The 18,164-nt window shown below is 65.3% G+C and carries 18 protein-coding genes; 8 read left to right on the forward strand and 10 right to left on the reverse strand.

Going from position 1 to position 18,164, the window contains the following annotated elements; genetic code table 11:
- The first annotated feature begins 26 nt into the window (after positions 1-26).
- Entirely contained in the window at positions 27-1,097 is a 1,071-nt protein-coding gene (locus AC239G_RS04535; RefSeq protein ID WP_487489897.1) for an AI-2E family transporter, read from the forward strand.
- Between the two features lie 17 nt (positions 1,098-1,114).
- Here AC239G_RS04535 and AC239G_RS04540 read toward each other — a convergent pair whose 3' ends face one another.
- A complete protein-coding gene (locus tag AC239G_RS04540) occupies positions 1,115-1,339 on the reverse strand; it encodes a hypothetical protein (protein WP_139469332.1) in 225 nt (74 codons plus the stop codon).
- 58 nt (positions 1,340-1,397) lie between these two features.
- Between AC239G_RS04540 and AC239G_RS04545 the strand changes: the two genes are divergently transcribed.
- Both AC239G_RS04545 and AC239G_RS04550 read left to right on the forward strand, forming a co-directional pair.
- Positions 1,398-1,946, forward strand: a complete 549-nt coding sequence (locus AC239G_RS04545; protein WP_487489898.1) for a GNAT family N-acetyltransferase — start codon at positions 1,398-1,400, stop codon at positions 1,944-1,946.
- On the forward strand, positions 1,906-2,469 hold the full coding sequence (locus AC239G_RS04550) for a GNAT family N-acetyltransferase (RefSeq protein ID WP_139469334.1): 564 nt from the start codon (positions 1,906-1,908) through the stop codon (positions 2,467-2,469). Before AC239G_RS04545 ends, AC239G_RS04550 begins: the two co-directional genes overlap by 41 nt.
- Positions 2,470-2,480: 11 nt before the next feature.
- Here AC239G_RS04550 and AC239G_RS04555 read toward each other — a convergent pair whose 3' ends face one another.
- A complete protein-coding gene (locus AC239G_RS04555) occupies positions 2,481-3,119 on the reverse strand; it encodes a GNAT family N-acetyltransferase (RefSeq protein ID WP_487489899.1) in 639 nt (212 codons plus the stop codon).
- A gap of 176 nt (positions 3,120-3,295) precedes the next feature.
- Between AC239G_RS04555 and adh the strand changes: the two genes are divergently transcribed.
- Complete coding sequence (gene adh / locus AC239G_RS04560; RefSeq protein ID WP_139469336.1) at positions 3,296-4,819, forward strand: aldehyde dehydrogenase; 1,524 nt, start codon at positions 3,296-3,298, stop codon at positions 4,817-4,819.
- Positions 4,819-5,238, forward strand: a complete 420-nt coding sequence (locus tag AC239G_RS04565) for a DUF779 domain-containing protein (RefSeq protein WP_487489900.1) — start codon at positions 4,819-4,821, stop codon at positions 5,236-5,238. Before adh ends, AC239G_RS04565 begins: the two co-directional genes overlap by 1 nt.
- A 142-nt stretch (positions 5,239-5,380) precedes the next feature.
- Here the strand turns inward: AC239G_RS04565 and AC239G_RS04570 are convergent, their stop codons facing one another.
- Genes AC239G_RS04570 through AC239G_RS04595 form a run of 6 tightly spaced genes read right to left on the reverse strand, consistent with a single transcriptional unit; the run spans position 5,381 to position 13,120 of the window.
- Positions 5,381-6,715, reverse strand: a complete 1,335-nt coding sequence (locus AC239G_RS04570; protein ID WP_482401505.1) for an alkylhydroperoxidase domain protein — start codon at positions 6,713-6,715, stop codon at positions 5,381-5,383.
- 1 nt (position 6,716) lies between these two features.
- A complete protein-coding gene (locus AC239G_RS04575; protein ID WP_487489901.1) occupies positions 6,717-7,784 on the reverse strand; it encodes a putative FMN-dependent luciferase-like monooxygenase in 1,068 nt (355 codons plus the stop codon).
- Positions 7,785-7,789: 5 nt separating this feature from the next.
- The gene (locus tag AC239G_RS04580; RefSeq protein ID WP_139469340.1) at positions 7,790-9,484 is read right to left on the reverse strand and encodes a dipeptide ABC transporter ATP-binding protein; all 1,695 of its coding nucleotides are present in this window, start codon (positions 9,482-9,484) and stop codon (positions 7,790-7,792) included.
- Positions 9,481-10,341: an ABC transporter permease gene (locus AC239G_RS04585; RefSeq protein WP_139469341.1), complete on the reverse strand. Its 861-nt coding sequence runs from the start codon at positions 10,339-10,341 to the stop codon at positions 9,481-9,483. Before AC239G_RS04585 ends, AC239G_RS04580 begins: the two co-directional genes overlap by 4 nt.
- On the reverse strand, positions 10,338-11,417 hold the full coding sequence (locus AC239G_RS04590) for an ABC transporter permease (RefSeq protein WP_487489902.1): 1,080 nt from the start codon (positions 11,415-11,417) through the stop codon (positions 10,338-10,340). The genes AC239G_RS04585 and AC239G_RS04590 overlap by 4 nt, the downstream gene beginning before the upstream one ends.
- Positions 11,414-13,120, reverse strand: coding sequence for a TIGR04028 family ABC transporter substrate-binding protein (locus tag AC239G_RS04595; protein WP_139469343.1), 1,707 nt, complete (start codon positions 13,118-13,120; stop codon positions 11,414-11,416). The genes AC239G_RS04590 and AC239G_RS04595 overlap by 4 nt, the downstream gene beginning before the upstream one ends.
- Positions 13,121-13,312: 192 nt before the next feature.
- Between AC239G_RS04595 and AC239G_RS04600 the strand changes: the two genes are divergently transcribed.
- From AC239G_RS04600 to AC239G_RS04610, 3 genes are all read left to right on the forward strand, one after another.
- A complete protein-coding gene (locus tag AC239G_RS04600) occupies positions 13,313-14,014 on the forward strand; it encodes a VOC family protein (RefSeq protein ID WP_139469344.1) in 702 nt (233 codons plus the stop codon).
- Positions 14,002-14,670 (forward strand): VOC family protein, encoded by a 669-nt coding sequence (locus AC239G_RS04605; RefSeq protein WP_487489903.1) that lies wholly within the window; start codon positions 14,002-14,004, stop codon positions 14,668-14,670. Before AC239G_RS04600 ends, AC239G_RS04605 begins: the two co-directional genes overlap by 13 nt.
- Positions 14,671-14,773: 103 nt before the next feature.
- The gene (locus tag AC239G_RS04610) at positions 14,774-15,559 is read left to right on the forward strand and encodes a DUF3152 domain-containing protein (RefSeq protein WP_487489904.1); all 786 of its coding nucleotides are present in this window, start codon (positions 14,774-14,776) and stop codon (positions 15,557-15,559) included.
- Positions 15,560-15,649: 90 nt separating this feature from the next.
- Here the strand turns inward: AC239G_RS04610 and AC239G_RS04615 are convergent, their stop codons facing one another.
- Positions 15,650-17,398, reverse strand: a complete 1,749-nt coding sequence (locus AC239G_RS04615; protein WP_139469346.1) for a DHA2 family efflux MFS transporter permease subunit — start codon at positions 17,396-17,398, stop codon at positions 15,650-15,652.
- Positions 17,395-18,126, reverse strand: coding sequence for a TetR/AcrR family transcriptional regulator (locus tag AC239G_RS04620; RefSeq protein WP_487489905.1), 732 nt, complete (start codon positions 18,124-18,126; stop codon positions 17,395-17,397). Before AC239G_RS04620 ends, AC239G_RS04615 begins: the two co-directional genes overlap by 4 nt.
- Positions 18,127-18,164: the final 38 nt, after the last annotated feature.

The following is an 18,164-nucleotide window of genomic DNA, read 5'->3' on the forward strand; positions in this document are numbered from 1 at the left end:
CATGATCGCTGGTTACACTGGGTTCCATGGGCACTGGGCAGGGCAAGTCCCTCACACTCAACAGCGCGTTCCGGCTCGGTTTCACCGGCGCCCTGGGCGTCGGGCTGGCGATCGTGGTGATGACGGCGCTGCAGTCCTTGGCGACCGTGATCATCTATATCGGTCTGGCACTGTTCCTCGCTCTCGGGCTCGAGCCGATCGTGCAGTGGCTCGTCGACCGCAAGGTTCCGCGGTCGCTGTCGGTGCTCATCGTCGTCGTGGCATTCATCCTCATCGTCGTCGGCGTCGCACTGCTCATCGCGCCGGCCGTGATCAGTCAGATCCAGACGTTCGTCGCGGATCTGCCCGGGATCGTGGCGAACCTTGCCACGACCGGGTGGGTGACGGAGCTCGAAGAGCAATTCACCGGCGCGATCGACATCGATGCGGTGTTCGCCAACATCTCGGAGTGGGCCTCGGATCCGAAGAATGTGCTCTCCCTCGGCGGCGGCGTCGTGTCGATCGGGGCGGGAATCCTCAGCTTCCTCACCGGGGTGATCATCGTCGTCATCCTCACCATCTACTTCGCCGTGTCCATGCCGACGATCAAATCCGCGATGTTCTCCCTGGTCGCGGCCTCATCGCGGCCGACGGTCGAGTCCGTCACCGAGGAAGTCACCCGATCCATCGGACGTTACGTCCTCGGTCAGGTGTCTTTGGGTGTCATCAACGGCGTATGCTCGGCGATCTTCCTCACCATCATCGGCGCCCCGCTGCCGGCGCTGTTGGCGTTCGTGGCGTTCCTCGCCTCGCTCATTCCCCTGGTCGGCCCTATCACCGGGGCGATCATCATCACCGCTTCCTGCCTGATGGTCTCGCCCGGGCTGGGCATCACAGCCGGAATCTACTACCTCGTGTACATGCAGGTCGAGGCGTATCTGCTCAGCCCGCGGATCATGAACAAGGCCGTCGACGTGCCCGGTGCCCTCGTCATCATCGCCGCGATCGCCGGCGGAACCCTAGGCGGTGTGCTCGGTGCGGTGGTCGCGGTGCCGGTGGCCGCCTCGGCGCTCATCATCATCCGCAAGGTCGTCGTCCCGGCGCAGGCGAATAAGTAGGAGCGGCTGGCCGACTGTCAGTCGTGGTCGTCGTGGTGGTCGGAACCGATCCGGGTGACGAGGGCGTGGATGATGAGCTTGACGATGAAATATGTGCCGAAATAGCCGACTGCTGCGACGACGAGCGTGACGAGCAGGTTGGACTCCCCGGTGCCGACCACCGACAGCGTGGCGAACACCGTGACGGTGATCGCCGCGAGATACGGGATCAGTCGGAGGACGGGGGACTCGGGCTCGCTCATGGGACTGAGTCTAGCAACGGGGTACCGGAGCATCGATGCGGAGTCTAGGGTGGAGCCCATGACTGAAGCCGACTGGAGGGCTCAGCGCGACGAGGCCGTGCCCGAAGACGTGGAACGGCTGCTTGCAACCGTGCCGGAATGGTTCGGCAGACCCGAATCCAACGCCGAATACATCGACGACGCGCGCCGCATGGAGACGTGGACGGTCCGCGACGAACATGGCCGAGTCGTCGGAGTCACGTTGGTGACGCATCATTTCCCGCAGACCAGTGAAATCCATTTCACCGTCGTCGACCGCTCCGTCCATGGCGAGGGCGTTGGGAATGCGATGATCGAGGCCATCACCGAGGATGTGCGGGCCCGAGGGGCGCAGCTGCTCGAAGTGAAGACCCTCGGTCCGTCGAAGGACGACCCGAACTATGCACGGACGCGACACTTCTACGAAAAGATGGGCTTCCTACCTCTGGAAGAGACCGACCTGTGGGGAGCGGACACGCCCTGCCTGATCATGGTGAAGCCGGTGGGCCACCATGCTCAGGGAGGTCAGGGGGGGCGATTGGCGGCTGATGCCCACGCCTCATCGGCTGCCTCCGTGGCCCTCGACTGATCCGGAATTCGGCGCGATCAGACTGCGGCGCGTGGAACTTCGTGATGCTGTTATGGCCCGCGACCTGTCCACTGATCCGTACGTGCCGCTGACGGGGACTCTGCCCGGGCACGCCAGCCGTGAGGAGGCTGAGTCCTGGGTTCGGAGACAACAGGGGCGTCACGCAGAAGGGCGGGGTTTCTCGTTCACGATCGCGCGGCGCTCCGACGATGAGGCAGTCGGCCATTGCGGTCTGTGGCTCAAAGACCTTGCAGACGGCCGAGCCAGTGCAGGCTACGCGATCGCGCCCTCGTCGCGACACCGCGGATACGCTGCTGAGGCGCTCGTTGCACTGACGAACTTCGCCTGGACGATTCCCGGGCTGAGTCGAGTCGAACTCTTCATCGAACCGGGGAATTCCGGATCTCTGCGGACCGCTGACAGAGCAGGATATGTTCGCGAACGAGTGCTTGTGGAACATCAGGAGGTCGGTGGCATCTGGCGAGACATGGTTCTCTTCATGGCCGCTCGGCCAACCAGTTGAATCCGCGCTCGCTAGAATTCCTGCACCATCGTCTGCTGATGAACTCGGCCGCCCTGCCAGCGGATGCCCGGAACCGGCGGCGTCGGTCCATGCACGCGGAAGCCCGAGCGTTCGAAGAAGCGCACCGCACCATGGTTCTGGACGATGGTTTGGAGGTGACAGCCGGGAACACCATGCTCCCGTAGCCGATCGATCCACGCCGCCATCAGCGCTGCCCCGGCACCCGTACCGCGTGCCTCTGGCGCGACGTTGATGTGCAGATGCGCCGGCCACCGAGGATCGAGGAGCTCGCCGGACGCGGGCCGTTTGCGCAGGCGGTCGCGGATCGCGTCCGCCGCGCTGCGGGCGAAGAAAGCAACTGAGGATGGCCGTCGCATGATCAATCGAGCCGAGATGGCGTCGCTGAAGAGCTTGTCCTCGCGGGGAAACTCTGCGGTGTCGAGACATCCGGCCAGATATCCGACCGGTCCCGACTGCGTCCATGCGAGCAGAACCGACTGAGGATCGTGGCGGAGATAAGGAGTCAGGTAGATCAAGGCTTCGGACTCCGGATCTCCCCACAGCGTGCCCGTGGGCGAGCCCTCTCCTGCGCGTGCGAAGAGCGCCTCGAGTGCGTCGCGATCTTCCGGAGCGCAGGGCCTGATGTCCACGCCGACAGTCTCTCAGATTCCGGGCGAATGTCACCTGCGAACTCCCTCAACGGCTATTGTCCGCACCCGGGTTCCGACCTAAGGTGAGAGGACACGGACACATCCGCTCCGCGCCTCCGACCGCCATCGGACGAGGCACGTGTTGTGGGGTGGATGGACTCACACGAAGGAGTGTCATGGCAGTCTACTCAGCACCCGGTACCGACGGCGCGCTCGTCACGTTCAAGCCCCGTTATGAGAACTACATCGGAGGAGAGTGGGTGCCGCCGAAGGACGGCAACTACTTCGAGAACATCACCCCCGTCACCGGGCAGGCCTTCACCGAGATCCCCAGCTCCACCGCAGATGATGTCGAGACCGCACTCGATGCAGCCTGGGCAGCGGCCCCGGCCTGGGGCAAGACCTCGGTCGCCGAACGGTCGAACATTCTGCTCAAGATCGCCGACCGCATCGAATCCAACCTCGAGATGCTCGCCGTCGCCGAAACCTGGGACAACGGAAAGGGAATCCGTGAACCGCTGGCAGCAGACCTCCCGCTGGCCGTCGACCACTTCCGCTACTTCGCCTCAGCCATCCGGGCGCAGGAAGGCGGCATCTCACAGATCGACGACGACACCGTCGCCTACCACTTCCACGAGCCCCTCGGCGTGGTCGGACAGATCATTCCCTGGAACTTCCCCCTGCTCATGGCCACATGGAAGCTCGCACCGGCGCTCGCCGCCGGCAACTGCGTCGTCCTCAAACCTGCCGAGCAGACTCCGGCATCGATCCTCGTCCTCGCCGAACTCATCGGCGACCTGCTGCCCCCCGGCGTCCTCAACATCATCAACGGATTCGGCGTCGAAGCCGGCAAACCGCTGGCGTCGAACAAACGCATCCGCAAGATCGCCTTCACCGGAGAGACGACGACCGGTCGCCTGATCATGCAGTACGCCTCGCAGAACATCATCCCGGTCACCCTCGAGCTCGGCGGCAAGTCACCGAACATCTTCTTCGACGACGTCATGGCCGCCGACGACAGCTTCAGAGACAAGGCGCTCGAAGGCTTCGCGATGTTCGCTCTCAACCAGGGCGAGGTCTGCACCTGCCCGTCGCGTGCACTCGTCCAGGACTCGATCTTCGACGACTTCGTCGCCGCCGGCGTCGAACGCGTCCGCTCCATCAAGCAGGGCAACCCGCTCGACACCGACACCCAGGTCGGCGCACAGGCCTCGAACGACCAGTTCGAGAAGATCATGTCCTATCTGAAGATCGGCAAGGATGAAGGCGCCGAGGTGCTCATCGGCGGCGACAAAGCCGAACTCGACGGTGACCTTGCCGGCGGCTTCTACATCCAGCCGACGATCTTCAAGGGCACGAACAAGATGCGCATCTTCCAGGAGGAGATCTTCGGACCCGTCGTGGCCCTGACCTCGTTCTCCGACTACGCCGACGCGATCGCCACAGCCAATGACACGCTCTACGGCCTCGGCGCCGGAGTCTGGGCCCGCACCGGCAACACCGCCTACCGAGCCGGACGCGACATCCAGGCCGGACGCGTCTGGGTGAACAACTACCACGCCTACCCGGCCCACGCCGCGTTCGGCGGATACAAGTCCTCGGGCATCGGACGAGAGAACCACAAGATGATGCTCGACCACTACCAGCAGACGAAGAACCTGCTGGTCAGCTACTCCGAAAATGCACAAGGATTCTTCTGATGAGTGAAACAGCCGAAACAGCCGCCCTCGAATCGACGCCGACGATCGAGGGCGAAGAGAAATCACGAGTGGCGATGACTCAGGCCGCCATCGACCTGCTCGCCGGACTCGTCGACAAACACGGACAGCTCATGTTCCACCAGTCCGGTGGCTGCTGTGACGGCTCGTCGCCCATGTGCTTCCCCGAAGGCGACTTCCTCACCTCGGAAGCCGATGTGCTGCTCGGCCACTTCGACCTGCCCATCGACGATGCCGAGAAGGCCGGACTGGACTTCTGGATGTCGACGGAGCAGTTCGAGTATTGGAAGCACACGCATCTGACGATCGATGTGGTGCCGGGACGGGGGAGCGGCTTCAGCGTCGAATCACCGACGGGAAACCGCTTCATCATCCGCTCGACGCTCATGGTCGTCGGCTGAGACGAGTCGCGGCCGAGTAGCTGGCGCAGCTGATTCTCGATTGTGTGGTCGATCCACGGCGTTCCCGCGAGGAAATCGACGCGGATCGACCACACAATCGACGCCGTAGGACGCATGCAGCCACCGCGCCTGCGAGAAGAGGTCACTTCCCGGCGTTCAGCACCTCGGGTTCGCCGAGGGAGAGCATCAGTCGGTTCGCCCAGTTGAAGAAGGCGGCACAGCTGAGTGCGTCGATGATGTCGCCGTCGTCGAGACCCGCCGCACGCAGCTGCTCGATGTTTGCGACGCCGAAGGACTGCGGGGTCAGGGTCAGCGCCACCGAGGCATCGACGACGGCATCCCACACCTGATCACCGAGGTGGCTCTTCGGGCCGATTCCCTCGTCGAGGAGGCGCTGGACGACGTCACGACGCCCGGATTCCTCGGTGGCCCGATCGGCGTGGACCGACGCACAGAACAGGCACCCGTTGAGCCGCGAGGCCGCTGTCGCGGCGAGTTCGCGTTCGGCCCGGCCGAGCCCGTCGGTGGTGTTGAAGAAGATGTCGAAGTCGGTCAGGGTCCGTGCCTTGAGTGCGGCAGGATCCCTCGCCAGCAGCCGGAAGTACGGGTTCTTCGCCCGTCCGGCCTCGATGAGGGCATCCCGTTGGTCATCGCCGAGGTCCGACTCGGCGACGGGAGCGATCCACGGCACCCACCCGAGCCCACCTTGCTGGAACAGCTTCGGGCGGTGGAGATTCGGATACGTCTTCACCCGATCGCCGACGGCCTGCAGAGCTTCGTCCACTCTCGCCGAGGCGGGGCCGTCGTCGGCATCGTCCGTCTCGTTCGCGGATTCGCCTTCCGACCGGTCCGCCTGGTGCGGTTGAGTATCCGCGGTCGCTGAGGCCGCATCGGTGAGCGCGGCGAGTCCGGTGCTGATGCGGATCTGGAAGTTGAGGAACGACACGAGCTGAGCGAGAGTGACGATGCCGTCCTCGTCCCATCCCGCCTCGAGCAGAAGCGCGAGGTGACCCGGGCGGCTGTCGCGCGGATGGAGAACGAGAAGATGAGCGAATTCGAGTCCTGCCGTCAGCTTCTCACCGAGTCTCTCCGCAGTCGCCTCGGCGGCAGTCAGCCACGGCCCGGGAACGTTCTCTTCGGCCAACGCCGCGGATTCGAAGATTCCGTAGGGACCAGCTGTGCCGGCAGGCGAGGTCGCCTCGTCGAGGAGTTCGGCGACCGCCCAGGACACGGACTCGTCTTCGTCACGCAGGAGATCACGGTAGAACTCCTCGGCCCGAGTCGAACCGAGCAGACCCGCGGTGAACGCGGCGACCGCATAACGGTCGCGGAAGCTCACGCTCTTCGGATCAGCGGGTTCGAGCAGAGCCTCGAAACTCAGCTGCGCGTTCTCCTTCGCCTGCGCCCGGTGGCCGCGCAGCTCATCGAGAGGATCGTTCGCCGCGATTCCGGCGAGGAGGTTGATGATATCGGCCATCTCAGTGCACCTTCTCCTTGGTCACGGAGAACCCGAGGGCGGGTGCCACCTCGGTGGCCAGCAGTTCGATGGACCGCAGAGCGGTCTCGTTCGTCGCCGGAACCGAGTGCACCTGGAAGCTGACGTCGGTGGCACGATCGAGGACGCGGTCATGCTGCAGACGTTCGCTCACCTGCTCGGGTGTGCCGAGGTAGGTGTCGGTGGCGACGAGGAGCTCATCGAGGCTCAGTCCGGAGGTGTCATAGCCGACGAGGCGGTCGGCCTCGGCCCGCAGCGCTGGCTCGGTGATCTCGCGCAGCCGGGACAGATCCTCGGCATCGGCGACCACGGCGGTACGAGAGGCGAGGATACGCGGTTCGGCCCCCTCGGGCAGCCGGGAGAGATAGGTATCGATGACCGGCAGCTGCACCTCGTCGAGGAGTGCCGCCGGATTGTCCTGGGGACGCGGCTGAGTCCGCGAGAGCATGAGACCGTCACCGGCAGCGCCTGCCGCACCGGCTCCGCCGGCGGAGAACGTTGCCTGCCACAGTCGTCGCTCGAGGCTCGGACGCTGCCCATCGGGAGCGGGGTAGAGACCATGGTCGGTGGGCAGCCGGTCGCCTGAGAACAGTGTGCGCAGGGTCGCGAGATTGTCTGCGAAGACCTCACGACGCTCTTCGAAGCTCGTGCCGAAGGCGGGGAACGACTTCGGGTTCCCGCCCGAGCCCAGACCGATCTCGAGACGACCGCCGGAGAGCTCGTCGAGGACGGCGGCGTCTTCGGCCACGCGCACGGCATTCTCCATCGGCAGGGTGATGATCGCGGTGCCCAGAGAGATTCGGGTGGTACGGGCGGCGGCGTGGGAGAGGAAGACGAGCGGGGACGGCAGCCCGCCCTCGGCCGCGGAGAAGTGATGCTGGGCGACCCAGGCCGAATGGAAGCCGAAGTCCTCGGCCGCCTCGATCTGTTCGAGGGCGAAGCGATAGCGGTCTGCGGCGGGGGCGTCTTCGAGCAGGCGGGTGAAGAATCCGAGCTTCGGTCCGCCTACCTGAGTGTCGGTCGCCTGAGTGTCGGTGGGTTGCGGGGTCATGGTTCTCAGCTTTCTGCTGCTGCAGTGAGCAGGGTCGGGGTCGCCGGTCGATTGTTCGCAGGCGCTGCAACGGCCGACAGCGTCGCGGGACGGGGGATCGCCTCGAGCAGAGTGCGGGTATAGGCGGAGCGCGGGCGAGTGAAGATCTCTTCGGTCGCGCCGTCGTCGACGAGGTGTCCGTGCGACATCACGGACACCGTATCAGCGATCTGGCGGACGACGGCGAGATCATGGGTGATGAAGACGTAGGTCAGACCGAGCTCCCTCTGCAGCTCGTCGAGCAGTGTGAGGATCTGCGCCTGCACGGTCACGTCGAGGGCCGAGACAGCCTCGTCGAAGACGACGAGTTCGGGTTCGACGATGAGGGCGCGGGCGATCGCCACTCGCTGCAGCTGACCGCCGGAGAGTTCGGCGGGACGCCGATCGAGGAAGTCCGCAGGCAGCGCCACCCGGTCCATCGCTTCGGTCACGAGCCGCGGTCGGGAGGCGCGATCGCCGAGGCGGAAGTTGCGCAGAGGCTCCGTCAGCGTCGACCGGATCGAATGCTTGGGATCGAGAGCGGAGAACGGGTTCTGATGGACGAGCTGCACGGTGCGCCGGAACTCCCGCAGCCGCTGCCGTGAGGGACGACCGCGTCCGAGCTCCGCAGCATCGAAGTCACCGATGCGCACATGCCCGGACTGCGGGGTGAGGAACCCGGACAGCGCCTTGCCCGTGGTGGTCTTGCCCGAGCCGGACTCGCCGACGAGACCGTGCGTGGTCCCGCGCGCCACGGTGAAGTCCACACCCTCGATGCCGGTGATCCGATCATCCGTACGGTCGAAGACATGGGTGAGCGATTCGACGGAGACGAACGGGTCTGTGGACTCCCTGGTCGCCTCGGCGCGGGCAGTTCGTGCCTTTGTCTGCAGTGCGGGAGCATCGGCGATGAGACGGGTGGTGTAATCGGTGGCCGGGTCGGAGAAGACCCGTCCGGCCGGCCCCGATTCGACGATGCGTCCGCCCTGCATGACCACGACCTCATCGGCGCGTTCGCCGGCGACGGCGAGATCGTGGGTGATGAAGAGGATGCCCATCGCGGTCTCGGCGCGCAGTTCATCGAGAAGGTCGAGGACCTGCTTCTGGACGGTGACGTCGAGGGCGGAGGTGGGTTCGTCGGCGATGAGCAGGCGCGGGCGCAGCGCGATGGCCGCGGCGATGAGCACACGCTGCCGCATCCCACCGGAGAGCTCATGCGGGAACTGGTCGGCCCGCTTCTCCGGCTGGTCGATGCCGACCCGGTCCAGGAGCTCGACGACCTGGGCGCGAGCCCCGGCGCGGCCCGCGCGACGGTGGATGCGCAGCGCCTCGGCGACGGACTTGCCGACCGTCTGCAGCGGATTGAGCGAGGACCCCGGATCCTGTGGGACGTAGCCGATCTGAGATCCGCGCACACCGCGCCAACCGGAGGTGCCCAGGCTGAGCAGATCAATCTCGCCGAGGCGGATCCGCCCGGCCGCGACCCTGGCCGAGGAAGGAAGGAGACCGATGACGGCGTTCGCCGTCGTCGACTTCCCCGAACCCGATTCCCCGACCACGGCGGTCATCGAACCGGGACGGACCGCGAGATCGAGCTCGCTCACGGCCGGTGCCGCGGAGCCGCCTCGGTGGGAGTATTCGACGGACAGGCCGTCGATGCGCAGCAGTGAGGAGTCGGTCATGATGTCACCTTTCGCAGGGTGTTGCCGATCTGGTGGGTGGCGAGCACGATGGCCATGACCACGAGGCCGGGCAGCACTGTCAGCCACCAGGCGGTGGCGACAAAATTGCGGCCTTCAGCGATGATGAGTCCCCATTCCGGGGTGGGCGGCGGGGTGCCGTAGCCGAGGAACCCGAGCGTGGAGATCTGGAGGATCGCCGAACCGACCTGGAGGACCGCCAGCGAGAGCACGGGAGAGATCGAATTCGGGAGGATATGGCGAGTGAGGACGGAGAAGAAGGTGCCGCCGGAACCGTAGGCCGCGGCCACGAAGTCGCTCGTATTGATCTGCACCGCCTGTGACCTGGCGAGACGCGCGAACTGCGCGATGGCGGTGACGCCGACGGCGATGGCCGCGTTGATCGTGCCGAAGCCGAGGACCACGACGATCGAAAGGCTGAGCAGGATCGCGGGGATGGACAGCAGCACATCGATCAGGCGCATGAGCACATCGTCGATGAGTCCGCGCCGGGTGCCGGCGATGAGCCCGATCGTGGTGCCGACGATCAGCCCGACCCCGACGGCCACGAGCGCGGCCAACAGGGACTGGGAGGCGCCGTAGACGACTCGGGTGAAGGCATCCCTGCCTGTCTGGTCGGTGCCGAACCAATGCTCGAGACTCGGTGCCAGCAGGGCAGGGGTGTCTCCGCCGTCGTTGGGGTCGAAGTGGGTGAAGAGCCCGGGAGCCAGCGCCCAGGCGACGGCGATGAGCAGAACCAGAGCGGAGACGATGGTCGCCGGGGAGAGCGCGGCGCGTGCCCGGCCGCCGCGTGCGCGCCGGGTCTCGGTGCCCTGGCCGCTGGTGAAGACGATGCTCACGAGTTCTTCTCCTTCGTCTCGTCATCCCATTCGAGGTCGACGCCGACGCTGGCAGCGGATGCCGTGAGAGCGCGACGTGTCGGTTCGTCGTGGCTGCGCAGGGTCTTGCCCGCCGAGGCGGCGCTGCGTTTCGTGCGCAGACGGACGTCGATGACGGGATAGAGAAGGTCGACTGCGAGATTGATGATGACGTAGCCGAAGGTGGCGATGACCACGACGGCCAGCAGGATCGGATTGTCCCGGTGGGTGACGGCCTGGGCGGTGATCAGCCCGATGCCGTTGCGGCCGAACACGGTTTCGGTGACCACGGCGCCGGCGACGAGTTCGCCGAAGACGAGCCCGATGATCGTCAGCCCCGGCAGCACCGCATTGCGGGCGACGGTGTGGACGAGGATCCACAGTTCGGAGGCGCCCTTCGCGGTGGTGACCTTGACGAAGCCGGAGGCCTGCACCTCGGTGATGGAGCGGATGAGCACCTGGGCGATCGGGGCCGAGAGCGGGACCGCCACGGTCAGGGTCGGCAGCACGAGCGCTTCGGCGGGGCCGGGATTGACGACGGAGACCACGCCGAGCTGGAAGGAGAAGACCTGGATGAGCAGGATTCCGAGCCAGAACACCGGGATGGAGATGAACAGACTGGGCACCGAGTCGAGGATCCGGCGCACCCGAGCAGTCGGCCCGGTGGACGGTCCGAAGGTGGCGAAGACGGCGATGATCACGGCGAGGACGAGGGCGGTGACGAACCCGGAGGCCGCGAGCACTGCGGTCGACGGCAGAGCCGCAGCGATGATCGTCGACACGGCCGCGCCGGTCTGGACCGAATAGCCTAAGTCGCCGGTGAGGAACCCGGTGAGGCTCGTGAGGTACTTGCCGAACCAGGAGTCGTCGGCGCCGGTGGCAGCCCGGATCTCGGCGATCTGGTCATTGGACAACCCCAGCGCGGGGTCGGCGAAGCGGGCAGTGACGCCGTCGCCGGGGATGAGGCTGAGCAGGATGAACGCCGCGGTGAATGCGAGCAGCAGTACGAGGACCGCTTGGCCCAGGCGCAGGATGAGGTAGCGGGTATCGAGGATCATTTCTCTCCTGCCAGCCAGGTGCTGTAGAAGTCGGGCCGTCCCACGGGTTCGGTGGCGAAGCCGTGGACGCGGCGGCGGAAGGCGAAGACCTGCGGCTCTTCGAAGAACGGCAGCACATAGGCCTGGTCGACGAGGTAGTTCTGGACCGCCTCGGCGGCTTTCTGGCGTTTGTCATGGTTCGGTTCGGATGCGAGCGTCTCGAGGAGTTCGTCGACTTTCGCATCGACCGAATCGTCGTCGGCGTCCGCGCGGTCGGTTCCGTTGAGGAAGACGTCGCGGTTGACTGAGGAGTAGTTCGAGCGCAGGTTGTCGAAGTCGGCGCGGGCGACCATCGAATGGTAGATCTGCACGGTGTCGAGTTCGAGGGCGTCGAGGGTCTGCTTCGATTGGTCCCCGGGGTTGATCGACAGGCGCACGCCCACGCGGCGCAGCTGCTGTTGGATGAGGGTCTGGACCTCGTTCGACCGCGGCTGCGGCAGGGCGATATTCACCACCAGCGCCAACGGCCGGCCGTCCTTGACGCGGTAGCCCTGCCCGTTGCGCTCACTCCACCCGGCCTCATCGAGGAGGCGGTTGGCCCTGTCCGGGTCGAAGTCCCAGGATCCCGACTGGTCGACATACCCCATGGCGCCCTTCGCCAGCAGACCGGTGGCCAGCGGGTAGTTCGGGGTGAAGAGCTTGTCGACGATCTCCTGCCGATCGATGGCGGCGATGAGCGCTCGCCGGACGTCGATATCGGCAAGCAGGTCGTGGCGGAACCGGAAGTTGATGCTGTTGTTGATTCCGTTCGTCGCCTTCGCATAGAGGCGCAGCCCCTGTTCGGTGACACGCGACTCATCCGGTGCCTGGACATCGCGGACGCCGTCTGCCTGCCCGGAGAGCACGGCTCCGATGCGCACGGAGTATTCGTTGTTCGTCAGATAATCGATGCCGTCGAGGTGGGCCCGACCCTGATGCTTCAGGTGCGGGGGAGCCCAGTCATAGTCCTCGCGGGCACGGACGGAGAGTTTCGTGCCGATGGTCTCGGCCGTGATGTGGAAGGGCCCGCAGGTGTGGATCTGCGTGGCTCCGCCCGGGCCGAAGCCTTCGGCGTCGAGGTCGAGAGTGGAATCGGCGAGTAGTCCTGCGTTCATCGTCGACGTCGCCTGCGCGAAACCGGGGGAGGGGGCGGAGAAGTGGAACCGAACCCGATGCTCGTCGAGGACTTCGCTGCGCTCGTAGTTCGAGATCTGCTCGGACACCGGCAGCGTGCGTGCTTCGTCGCCGAGACCGAACAGGTCGAAGTTCTTCGCCACATTCTCAGGTGTCAGTGGTGAACCGTCCGAATAGGTCACGCCCTCACGGATGGTGAATGTGTAGGTCGTGGCATCGGCGTTCGTCTCCGGCAGTTCGGTCGCCAACCACGGATAGAGCTCGAGTGTCTTCGGATCCTGCCACAGCAGGCGTGCGGAGATGTTGTTCATGATCCCGCCGTTGGGGTAGAAGCCGACCGACGGCGGGTAGAGCAGGGTCCAGGTCTGGGGTTCGAAGTAGGTGAGCACTCCACCGCGGACGGGTTCGCCCTCGGCCAGCGAACCGGAGTCGTGAGGTGTGCAGGCGCTGAGGGTGAGCAGAGTGCCGAAACCGAGACCGAGGCTGAGGACCGAGCGGCGGTCGAGGCGGCGCTGAGTCAGACTCGCGGAGGCGGAGAGACGGTCCGGCATGGAAGAGGTCCTTCGGGCAAGTGGGATGGAACAGAGGGAGCTGAGTGTGATAGTTCAACAATATGCGGACATCGCAGGTGCCGTTGACGGCAGACAGGGGCGGTGTCCGGCACGGAGCCCGAAGTGGATGCGCATGCCATGAGTAAAGCGCATCCGTGCAATTACCGTCAATCCGGGGCTTAATATTGAGACATGTTGAACAGTGCGGAATTTGATCATCTCGTTATCGCCGTCCCAGATCTGCAGAAATATGTTGAGCAATGTGAGGATCGTCTGGGGGTGAGTGCGGTCGACGGTGGTGCGCATCCGGGCTTGGGCACGGCCAACGCGCTGCTCGGACTCGAGCTCAGCGATGAACTCTCCGATTCGCTGGGACTCACACGTCAGAGCGGTCCGAAACCGCTGACGTACCTCGAGATCCTCGGTCCTGACCCCGAGCAGGACCCGGTGCTGGCGGCCGCGCGGTTGGCCGGGGTCACGGCGCCGACCGTGCAGAGGTGGGCGATCCGTCCGGACGATTTCGACGGCTTCGTCACGGCCGCTGCGCGGTCACGGGAACCGCGCGTCCGCCTCGGCGAGGTCCATGACATGACCCGCCGCAGACCGGACGGGGTGGTCCTCGATTGGCGCCTGACCAGGCGCACCCCGCTGCCGTGGTCGGGAATCCAGCCGTTCCTCATCGATTGGAAGGACTCCGAGCATCCGGCGAGCCAGGAGATGCCGTGGGTCCGCCTCGAGAAGCTGTGGGCCGCGAGTGACGAGCCTGCTGCGGTCGGTTCGGTCCTCGACTTCTTCGGCATCGCTCTCGACATCATTGCCCCAGGCCGCCAAGAGGGGGAGACTGAGGGCCTACACGCTCATCTGAAAGGTCCGGGTGGATCATGGACACTCTGAACACCATTCCCGCGCAGCTCGACCACCTCATCATCACGGTGCCCGACCTCGAGGCCGGGGTCGCCGCCGTCGAAGAGGCCACCGGGGTGCGTGCGGTTCCCGGCGGCTCGCACCCGGGGCGGGGGACCGCGAACTTCCTCCTCGGGCTCGCCCCGACGGGCTGGCCGGAGGGAGCGCACACTTACCTCGAGATCCTCGGCCCCGACCCGCAGCAGGAGAAGCCCGCTGACGGCACCCTTCCGCTCGACGCACATCTGGCCACCGAGCCGACCCTGCAGACCTGGGCCATCCACCCGCCGGCGTTCCTCGCGAAGGTCGCGGCCGCGAACACCGTGGGCATCGACTTCGGCGAGGTCCAGGACATGGCTCGCGACACTGCCGAGGGCGACCGCCTCGAATGGCGACTGACCACCCGATCTCCATTGCCGCATGATGGTGCGCAGCCGTTCCTCATCGACTGGGGCGAATCCGTCCATCCCGCCGAGGCGGCCCTGCCCGCCCTCGAACTGCTCGATTTCCGTGTGGAATCGCCGGAGCCCGAGGCGGCGCGGCAGGTGCTCGAGGTACTCGGGGCCGGTGACACCGCGGTGGTCGAGGGGCCGGTCTGTCGTCTGCGTGCCAGGTTGCGCGGGCCCGGCGGCGTGCTCGAGTTCTGACTTCGCCGAAAAACGGGCTGAGTGTCGAGACACGGGTGTGTGCGCACGTTTCTCGACACGCAACCCGTTTCTCGATGAATCGGCAGGAGATAGACTCACAGGCGTGCTCAGTCGAACCCGTCTCGCCTCCCGCCCATGCCTCCGCACCCTGACCTCGCTTGCCGCTGTCTCGCTGCTCGTCGGGCTGAGTGCCTGCGCGCCCGCCGCCGACGAAGAGACCCGGCCGACTCCGAAGGCGGCCGAAACGCAGGCCGCCTCGCCGGACCTGAGCGACTCAGCCGAGGCCGAGCCGAGTGAGTCGTCCACGCCCACCGAGACCGCAAGCGTGGAAGACGCGGGAGCGGCGGGAGTCAGCGAAGACGACATCGACACCCATGGCAGCGGAAAATGGGACCGGCCGAAAGAGGAGACCGGACCCAACCGCGACGAGGGCAAGAGGTTCAAGGTCGCCCTGCGCGTCGAAGACAACCTGCCCATCAACGTCGATGAGGCCGGCGACTTCATCATCAAGACCCTCCAGGACGAGCGCGGCTGGCAGGACATGGACGACGTCTCCATCGAGCTCGTCGATGAAGGCCAGGACACGATGATCTCCATCGCCAGCCCCGATACCGTCGACGAGATGTGCCTGCCGCTGCGGACCCTGGGCAAGCTCTCATGCCGCAACGGACCCAACGTCATCCTCAACGCCAAGCGCTGGGTCTCCGCCACGGAGGAGTTCGACGATATCGTCCAGTACCGGCAGTACCTCATCAACCACGAGGTCGGTCACGCTCTCGGCCACGGCCACGAATCCTGCCCCGGACCGGGCAAGACCGCACCGCTCATGCAGCAGCAGACGAAGGGCCTGCAGGGGTGTGAGCCGAACGGATGGCCCTCGAAAGGCTAGTTCCGCGGCAGTCGCGGACAGACTCCGGCCGCGATACAGCGCAGGCCCCGCAATTGCGGGGCCTGCGCTGTCATTGCGTAGACATGCGTATCAGTGCTTGGGCGAGCGGGGCCGCAGAGAGTAGTCTTCGGCACCTCGCGTTGCCGTCTCGTACTCGATCTCATCGCTGACGGAGCTCGTGCCCGAGGGGGCCAGCGAACCAGGCTGTTCGACGACAGCGATGCTGTCGGTCGCGACGACCTCACGCTGATGGTCCGTCGGGGCGCCCGCATCGATCTTCGTGGCCAGAGCCTTCTCACGAACGAACATGAGGATGACTGCCGCGATGATTCCCAGCGGGCAGACCCACAGGAAGATCGGCACCAGCGCATCGCTGTACGCATTGACGATGATCGAGTGGATCGGATCGGGCAGCGACTTGACCACTTCGGGGGTCAGTGAGTTCGACCCCGTGCCCTTCATCGCCTGGGCGCCCTGGGGTCCCAGAGACTTGATGCCGTCCTCGAGGTTCGACGCCAGCCGCGAGGTGAAGAGCGAGCCGATCAGCGACATGCCCAGCGTGCCGCCGATCTGACGGAAGAAGTTGTTCGACGCCGTGGCCGTGCCGACCATCGCCACCGGGAACGAGTTCTGGACGATGAGCACGAGCATCTGCATCGACAGTCCCAGGCCGAGGCCCAGCACACACAGGCAGCCGATGACGACGAGAACGTTCTGATCGGCCGTGACGAAGGTCCCCATGAGGAAGAGGGCGACGCCGACGATCGCGCTGCCGAGCACCGGGTACCACTTGTACCGTCCCGTCTTCGAGACGACGAAGCCGATGATGACCGAGCTCGGCAGCATCACGGCCATCATGGGCACCATGAGGAGCCCGGCCTTGGTCGCTTCGATCCCGTGGGCCATCTGCAGGAACGTGGGCATGTACGAAAGTACGCCGAACATGCCGATGGCGATGCACATGCCGGCGATCGTGCAGAGGACGAAGTTCGTGTCCTTGAACACGAACATCGGGATGACGGGTTCGGGCACAGCCTGTTCGACGAAGACGAAGACGACGGCGCTGATGACGGCGATGGCGATGAGTCCGATGATGATCGGATCGTCCCAGTCGTACTGATGCCCGCCCCACGAAGTCGTGAGGATGAGTGCCGAGGTGAATTCGGCGATGAGAATCATGCCCGCGACATCGACATGGCGTTTGACCGACCGATCCGACTTGGGGACCTTGAGGAAGAGGATGGCGGCGATGAGGGCGAGCACGCCGAACGGAAGATTGAGAGCGAATGTCCAGCGCCAGCCCGGACCCTCGGTGATCCAGCCTCCGATCAGCGGTCCCGCCACCGAGGTGACCGCGAAGTTCGCCCCCATGATGCCCATATACGGGCCGCGTTTGCGCGCCGGCACAACCGCGGCGATGAGAGCCTGCGAGAGGATGATGAGACCGCCGCCGCCGAGGCCTTGAATGACGCGTGCGGTGATGAGGACGGCCATGTTGTGGGCCAGGAAGCCGACGATCGAACCGAGGATGAACATGCAGATGGCGAAGATGAAGATCTTCTTCCGGTTGAACGAATCGCCCAACTTGCCGTAGATCGGCATCATGATCGTCGACGCCAACATGAACGCCGTCGAGACCCACAGCATCTGGTCGACGCCGTTGAGGTCACCGACGATGGTCGGCAGGGCCGTGGCCAACATGGTCTGGTTGAGCGAGAACATGAACATTGCCAGCATCAGGCCGGTGAACAGCAGGATCACCGACGAGGTCTCGATCTCCGGCTCCTCCTCGGCGCCGTGCTGCTTCTCGGCAGCGGGCTCGGTGGCGGTAGTGGTCATTTCAGCCTTTCTAAGAGGGTCAGGAACAGTTCGATCGAGGAGGTGAACGCCTGGTCCACCCGTTCGTCGTTCAATTCGTGTTCGGTGTCGAATCGCGCGGAGGCGAAAGCATGCTCGAGCGGGATGCTGCACAGCTGCGCGAGCATCCGCGTGGCCCGTGCGGCGGTGTCGTCATCGGCAAAAGTGATTCCGCGACGTTCGATCCGCCGGCGGATGCCGGTGATGATCTGCTCGGAGTAGTGCCGTTTCGTCTCCATGCTGAGCATGCCGAGGTGCGGATGCCGAGCCTGGATCGCGCGCAGCTTCTGCTTGTTCGCCGACCGCGGCAGCAGGAATTCGAACGCGGCGCGGATGGTGAAGGAGAGATCCTCCACCAGACGCTCGCGTCGGGGCTCGAAGTCCTCGATGAATCGCTGCAGAGCGGCGGCGATATCGTCAGAGGTCGTCAGTCCGACGATCGCCATCTCCTTGGTAGGGAAATAGTTGAAGAACGTGCGCGTCGAGACCTCCGCAGCTTCCGCGATCCGAGCCACAGTCACCTCGTCGAGTCCATGATCGAAGACGAGATCGACGGCCGCGGCGTGGATGGACGCGCGGCGCTCACGGGTCTGGCGCTCGCGCAAGGATTCGGTCGGTTCGGAACTCACCAGAAAATTATGCACCTCTTGCAAATTTGCACCAAATGCAGAAATGCATTCAATGCATTTCTCGACGGTGATGTTGTTCACACTCCGTCGTCGGGCGGTCGACAGGTGGGAATATATGT

Source organism: Brevibacterium sp. Lmc1 (assembly GCF_057654315.1).

Coding starts and splice junctions, on each gene's coding strand:
- AC239G_RS04570 (WP_482401505.1), bottom strand. CDS start 6,715: ATGGCCGATATCATCAACCTCCTCGCCGGAATCGCGGCGAACGATCCT.
- AC239G_RS04605 (WP_487489903.1), top strand. CDS start 14,002: ATGGACACTCTGAACACCATTCCCGCGCAGCTCGACCACCTCATCATC.
- AC239G_RS04550 (WP_139469334.1), top strand. CDS start 1,906: ATGCCCACGCCTCATCGGCTGCCTCCGTGGCCCTCGACTGATCCGGAA.
- AC239G_RS04580 (WP_139469340.1), bottom strand. CDS start 9,484: ATGACCGACTCCTCACTGCTGCGCATCGACGGCCTGTCCGTCGAATAC.
- AC239G_RS04565 (WP_487489900.1), top strand. CDS start 4,819: ATGAGTGAAACAGCCGAAACAGCCGCCCTCGAATCGACGCCGACGATC.
- AC239G_RS04590 (WP_487489902.1), bottom strand. CDS start 11,417: ATGATCCTCGATACCCGCTACCTCATCCTGCGCCTGGGCCAAGCGGTC.
- AC239G_RS04615 (WP_139469346.1), bottom strand. CDS start 17,398: ATGACCACTACCGCCACCGAGCCCGCTGCCGAGAAGCAGCACGGCGCC.
- AC239G_RS04545 (WP_487489898.1), top strand. CDS start 1,398: ATGACTGAAGCCGACTGGAGGGCTCAGCGCGACGAGGCCGTGCCCGAA.
- adh (WP_139469336.1), top strand. CDS start 3,296: ATGGCAGTCTACTCAGCACCCGGTACCGACGGCGCGCTCGTCACGTTC.
- AC239G_RS04595 (WP_139469343.1), bottom strand. CDS start 13,120: ATGCCGGACCGTCTCTCCGCCTCCGCGAGTCTGACTCAGCGCCGCCTC.
- AC239G_RS04540 (WP_139469332.1), bottom strand. CDS start 1,339: ATGAGCGAGCCCGAGTCCCCCGTCCTCCGACTGATCCCGTATCTCGCG.
- AC239G_RS04575 (WP_487489901.1), bottom strand. CDS start 7,784: ATGACCCCGCAACCCACCGACACTCAGGCGACCGACACTCAGGTAGGC.
- AC239G_RS04600 (WP_139469344.1), top strand. CDS start 13,313: ATGTTGAACAGTGCGGAATTTGATCATCTCGTTATCGCCGTCCCAGAT.
- AC239G_RS04535 (WP_487489897.1), top strand. CDS start 27: ATGGGCACTGGGCAGGGCAAGTCCCTCACACTCAACAGCGCGTTCCGG.